Source organism: Candidatus Saccharimonadales bacterium (genome assembly GCA_035480635.1).
GTDB lineage: Bacteria > Patescibacteriota > Saccharimonadia > UBA4664 > DATIHN01 > DATIHN01.
Genome location: DATIHN010000012.1, coordinates 1 through 5,057, shown reverse-complemented (window position 1 = coordinate 5,057; position 5,057 = coordinate 1). Strand labels below are relative to the sequence as shown.

At 50.0% G+C, this 5,057-nt stretch carries 6 protein-coding genes; all 6 read right to left on the bottom strand.

Going from position 1 to position 5,057, the window contains the following annotated elements:
• Positions 1–231 precede the first annotated feature (231 nt).
• On the bottom strand, positions 232–951 hold the full coding sequence (locus VLE72_01125) for a glutamine amidotransferase (protein HSX14499.1): 720 nt from the start codon (positions 949–951) through the stop codon (positions 232–234).
• Positions 951–2,303: a MurT ligase domain-containing protein gene (locus tag VLE72_01120; protein HSX14498.1), complete on the bottom strand. Its 1,353-nt coding sequence runs from the start codon at positions 2,301–2,303 to the stop codon at positions 951–953. The genes VLE72_01125 and VLE72_01120 overlap by 1 nt, the downstream gene beginning before the upstream one ends.
• A 7-nt stretch (positions 2,304–2,310) precedes the next feature.
• Positions 2,311–3,183 carry a tRNA (adenosine(37)-N6)-dimethylallyltransferase MiaA gene (gene miaA, locus VLE72_01115; GenBank protein HSX14497.1) on the bottom strand — a complete coding sequence of 291 codons (873 nt, stop codon included), beginning with the start codon at positions 3,181–3,183 and terminating at the stop codon, positions 2,311–2,313.
• Positions 3,176–3,496 carry a methylated-DNA--[protein]-cysteine S-methyltransferase gene (locus VLE72_01110; protein HSX14496.1) on the bottom strand — a complete coding sequence of 107 codons (321 nt, stop codon included), beginning with the start codon at positions 3,494–3,496 and terminating at the stop codon, positions 3,176–3,178. Before VLE72_01110 ends, miaA begins: the two co-directional genes overlap by 8 nt.
• On the bottom strand, positions 3,483–4,274 hold the full coding sequence (locus tag VLE72_01105) for a hypothetical protein (protein HSX14495.1): 792 nt from the start codon (positions 4,272–4,274) through the stop codon (positions 3,483–3,485). The genes VLE72_01110 and VLE72_01105 overlap by 14 nt, the downstream gene beginning before the upstream one ends.
• A 1-nt stretch (position 4,275) precedes the next feature.
• Positions 4,276–5,057 (bottom strand): threonine--tRNA ligase (locus tag VLE72_01100; protein ID HSX14494.1); only part of this gene is annotated, 782 nt, incomplete at its 5' end.

Below are 5,057 nucleotides of genomic sequence, written 5' to 3'. Positions count from 1 at the left end.
ATCTTGCGGGTAATTTCGCGAACGTAGTAAGCCCGGTCCGGATTATTCAAAAACAGGCTTAAAAGTTTAACTCTCGTCTTCGATCCAAATAAGTGCTCAAACACCTGCCGACCATCCCCATAGTTATCTTTATATAAGATTCTAACCTATAAAGCCGGCAAAAGCCAAGCCTAACTTGTTAGTCTGGTAGTAGGCATATTGGGTTTAGGTGAACAAGCTTTTTGTCTTTAGCTAACGCGGGCGACGACTAGCGGTCTCGGCGGCGAGTAGCTCCAAACTGTCATCTAAAGGCTCTAATTTGAGGTCTCGGCCAGACTTATGGCTCAATGCAGCCATGATTAAGAAATCCGCTAAACTTGGGTTTTTGGGTAAAATTGGTCCGTGCAAATAAGTCCCAATAACGTTTTTGAAGACCGCACCCTCTTGACCGCTGGATCCATCATTGCCAGCGCCCTTGATTACCCGACCTAAGGCTTTCTGACCGGAATCGAGCTTTGTTAGCCCGCTATGATTTTCGAAACCGATTAGAGTGCCATACTCGGATTCAACCGAAATATTACCTATTAGCCGCTTTGCGCCGCCAGTCGTTTCAGCCTCAAATAGACCGATCCCAGGAATATCCAGGCCATCGGTTGTAGTGAAACGGCGACCAAAAAGTTGATACAAGCCGCAGACTAATAGCATCGGAACGCCCCGCTCAGCCGCGGATTTGATGGATGTGCCATGGCGAGTTAAATCCTTGGCCACTAGTTCCTGTCCCTTATCCTGTCCACCGCCGCCAAAGATAATGTCGCTGGCGCTAAAATCATAATTTGCACCCAAATGAACTTCGTCTAACCTAGTATCAATCCCCCGCCAGCGGCAGCGTTGCTGCAAAGCGATGATGTTGCCACGATCCCCATAAAGGTTCATTTCAGCTGGGTAGAGATAAGTGATTACCAACGGCTTCATCAATTCATCCTCGCTATGGGAGTGCTACGTCCTAAACTGCGCCTGGTTGCTAGCATGGCGGTGTAGGTTGGTAGAATGATACCACTGCCGCCGAGAGGAATTTGGTCTATGAACCGCTCGATCGCAGCGTCTATGTCCAGCAATGGCTCAGATTTGAGACCGGCATATTTAAGTCTTAAAGCCAGATCGTAGGCCCTCAACCCGCTGGCACTAAGCTGGCCAGTCGAGCCAACATCTTCGAAAGCCACATCCCACAACCAAGATACGTCGCGCCCATCAGCAATCAAGTCATTGATAATGATCAACAGCGGTTGTGATTTTGGATCTAATAAATAGGTTTGAATAATCTGGTTAAAGCCGGTTGGGTTCTTAACTAAGTAGAGTTCAACTTGTTTATCGTCGACAGTTACGACTTCGGCCCGACCAAAGGCTGCTGGCATTTTGACTACACTCTCAACGGCCGATTCTAGCCCGACACCCAAACTCATTGCCAATTGAATCGAGCCCAGAGCATTGTAGAGATTGTACAAACCAGGTAGTTGGAGCTCTAATTCAGCCCGCTTCTGACCAGAGTGAATCTCCATAACTGAAGACTTAGTCGTAAGTAATGTTGCTTTTCCAACAACATTTAGCTTCGGTTGATGAAAGTCTCCGGTTGGGCAATCATAGCTGCCAATGTGTGAATAATAGATGCTCTCATAGCGCAGGGGGCTAGCACAGACCGGACAAACACTGGAATCAGCTGCAAAATCGTGAGGCAATTTTTTAACCGGTGCTGATTCAATGCCAAAGTAGGAGGCGTTTTTAAGCCCGCGTCCCAACCAAGCTACTAGAGGATCATCGCCGTTTAAGATGATGTTAGCTGGAGTGCCTTCAAGGGCCTGACGTAGTTTGGCGGCTAAAGTGTTTAGTTCGCCATAGCGATCAAGCTGATCACGAAACAAGTTTAAGACCATAGCGGCCTGAGGTTTTAAGGCTTTAAAAGCTTCCGGGAAAGCCGCTTCATCAACTTCAAAAACCCCAAAATCATAGTTCATTCGACCGCTAAGACTACAACCCGCTACCAGATGCGATATTAGGCCTCTAGTTAAATTTGAGCCGGCTCGGTTGGATAGCACTCGTCCCTGGCTCTGTCCCAAAGCCGCTACCACCATCCGAGTGGCCGTGGTTTTACCATTTGTGCCGGTGATTAAGACCGAGCCCTTAGAGAGTTTAGAGCCCAGCTTGCTTAGGATGTCGGGTTGGAGTTTTTCGGCAATCAAACCTGGTAATGCTCCGCCCTCTCCGCGTCCAAAAGCCGTACTGAGCCAGCCAGCCAATTTGGCTATCCAGATGACAATGATTGTTGGCATGAGCTTATTATACCTTTTGCTTCTCCAGGGCAGAGCTTATGGCAGCGTAGGCCTGATCGACACCATTAAACCATCTGATGTCTGGATTACGCTTGAACCAGGTTAGTTGGCGCTTGGCTAGAGCCAAATCGCCCCGCACGAACTGGGCTTTGGCTTGCTCCAAGCTGCCCCGGCCCTCGATATATGGGCGAAAAGCCCGATAACCAATGCTGGTCAGCGCCTCAGTATTCCAGCCATAAGTTTGGGCGATTTCTCTGACTTCATTCTCAAAGCCAGCCTCGACCATGACATCAACTCGACTGCTAATCCGCCGCTCCAATGTTTCCAAGTCAGGCTTGAGTCCAATCAAAATTACCCCAGCACCAAGCTGACTCTTGGCCTTAGGTTGTCCGGCCGTTTCAATTGCTCGGATGACGCGACGAGGATTTTTGAGATCGATTTGCTCAGCAGCCTCGGGATCTAACTGCTGGAGTTGTTGGACTAATTCGGCGATTGCCTTGGACTCGAGCTGGCGCCTTAGCTCATTTGAAGGGCCAGCCGGAAACTGAAAGTCATAGATCACCGAATAAACGTAGAGCCCGCTGCCGCCAACTAAAATCGGTAAGCCGCCGCGTGAATGAATTTCCTCAATAACACGGTTTGCCCTAGCTTTAAATTCAGCCGCGCTAAAGGTTTGATCGGGGCTTATTATATCGAGCAAGTGGTGCGGAACTTGCGCTCTTTCGGCCTGGCTCGGTTTAGCCGTACCGATGTCCATGCCTTTATAAATGGTCCTGGAATCAGCACAAATGATCTCACCGCCAAACTGTTTAGCAACCCTAATGGCCAGATCGGTCTTGCCCGATGCCGTTGGTCCAACAATGGCCACCAGCCTAGTCATTTGGCCACCACAGCAAAGACTCCAAACCAACCACCCGATATTTATGATCAACCATCACCCCTTCGGCTTTTAGATCTCGTTTATGGGCCTCTAACCCTCCAGTGGTGTAGCCCCGAGCCAGAGCGCCATCTTTGTGGACGACTCGCTGCCAGGGCAAATCTAGCGGACCCCAATGCGCTACTTGACCGACGATTCTAGCCGAACGGGGCGAACCCAACAGCGCAGCAATCTGCCCATAGGTCATGACTCGCCCCCTGGGAATTCGAGCGACTAGTTGATAAACGCCGACTTTAAAACCGCTAGACTCGGCCATCCAGAACCTTTAAACGGCAGACCCGATCACCGGCATTAGGGTTGAAGTCATGCACGTCCGGCCAGTCTTGTTGGTCGAGGTTTTGGCCTGGGTTGGTTATCAGAATATCTTGATACCGGACACCGTTGGACTGCTTGATTTCACGACTGTCAGCGTAGCGAATTTTATCTGGTGCAACCGAAATAACTACCCCAAGGTGGTCCCCGGCTGCACTGGTCATTTTAATCATGTCCCCCGGCTGAATGTCGCTGGCTGAAACAGCTTTGGTGGCAGCCTCAGCCGTTAGTCTGGCCACGTTAGTAATGTGCCGAGGGTTACGCTTAAATAAACGCGAGACTTCCGCAATCGTGATTTGATCTGGCAGCGCATCCAGAGTTGGCTGGCTTACTCCAGCTTCCTGCCAGGACAGCTTTTGACTGGCCTCGATGATATCATTCTTAGGCGCAAACAAATGTTCAGCTAGATCCTGATCGGTTAGATCTCGAACCAAACGTTCAAGGATATGGTAGGCTAGCGCCGAACAGTCGACGCCCAAGCCATGCTGCTTCATTAGGCTACGATAGCCATCTTCAGTCCGAGGCGGCTGGTCGGTTTGGGCTAAAATATCGAGTAAGGCACTTCGAAGCTCGGTTGGAGTCCCCTTCCCGACCAGTGGAGCATCAAGATGATAGGGCGGTTTGGCCCAGTTAATCCAATACGGAGTCCAGAATTTAACGTCGTTAACGCTTAAGTGGTACTCCTCTGTAGCATTGGTTAGAATATCTGAAGCACTGGCCATCTTAGCTCCGATTCTCGGTGGCAGCTTTGAGATGGCCAACGAAGACATCGACTTCGACGCCACTGCCAAATTCTTCCAGACCTTTGCGAGCCCGAGGCTTTAGCCGTTGGCGTTTGAGTTCATCGGGCCCAATCACCACACTATAGGGCACCTTCATCAGTTCAGCGTTGCGAACCTTTTTGCCGACCGACTCTTGCGAAAGATCAGTACCGACTCGGATATCGAGCTGGCTCAATTCTTGCCGCAGTAATTCAACGTATTCAGTCACTTCCTTAGTATCATTCAAAGCGATTAGCCGAACCTGTTCAGGGGCCAGCCATAGTGGAAAGGCGCCGGCGTAATGCTCAATTAAGAGCATGACGAAGCGTTCGAATGAACCGAGTATGGCGCGATGAATCATAACTGGAGTCTTGGCACTGCCGTCGCTATTGGTGTAAGTTAGCTCGAAACGCTTGGGCATGGCAAAGTCTAGCTGGATGGTAGCTAGTTGGGTTTCGCGACCAAGCGCGTCTTTGAACATAAAGTCCAGCTTGGGTCCGTAGATTGCGGCCTCGCCCTCCATCCGCTTGGCGTCTAGTTTGAAGGTTTTTGAGACTTCCGCCAGGGTAGCTTCGGCCTGATCCCAATCACTCGGCTCGCCAATGTAGCGGCTATGATCTAGAGCATCTCGGACTGATAGTGAGACCCAATGATCACCCCACAGGCCCAGCTGCTGGTAAAAACTCTTGATGATTTGAATGATGATAGCTGCCTCATTTTTGATCTGATCAACCATGCAAAAAA

Bases quoted from the DNA above. Each gene is read 5' to 3' on its own strand.
- VLE72_01105 (HSX14495.1), bottom strand. From the start codon at position 4,274: ATGGCCAGTGCTTCAGATATTCTAACCAATGCTACAGAGGAGTACCAC.
- VLE72_01110 (HSX14496.1), bottom strand. From the start codon at position 3,496: ATGGCCGAGTCTAGCGGTTTTAAAGTCGGCGTTTATCAACTAGTCGCT.
- miaA (HSX14497.1), bottom strand. From the start codon at position 3,183: ATGACTAGGCTGGTGGCCATTGTTGGACCAACGGCATCGGGCAAGACC.
- VLE72_01120 (HSX14498.1), bottom strand. From the start codon at position 2,303: ATGCCAACAATCATTGTCATCTGGATAGCCAAATTGGCTGGCTGGCTC.
- VLE72_01125 (HSX14499.1), bottom strand. From the start codon at position 951: ATGAAGCCGTTGGTAATCACTTATCTCTACCCAGCTGAAATGAACCTT.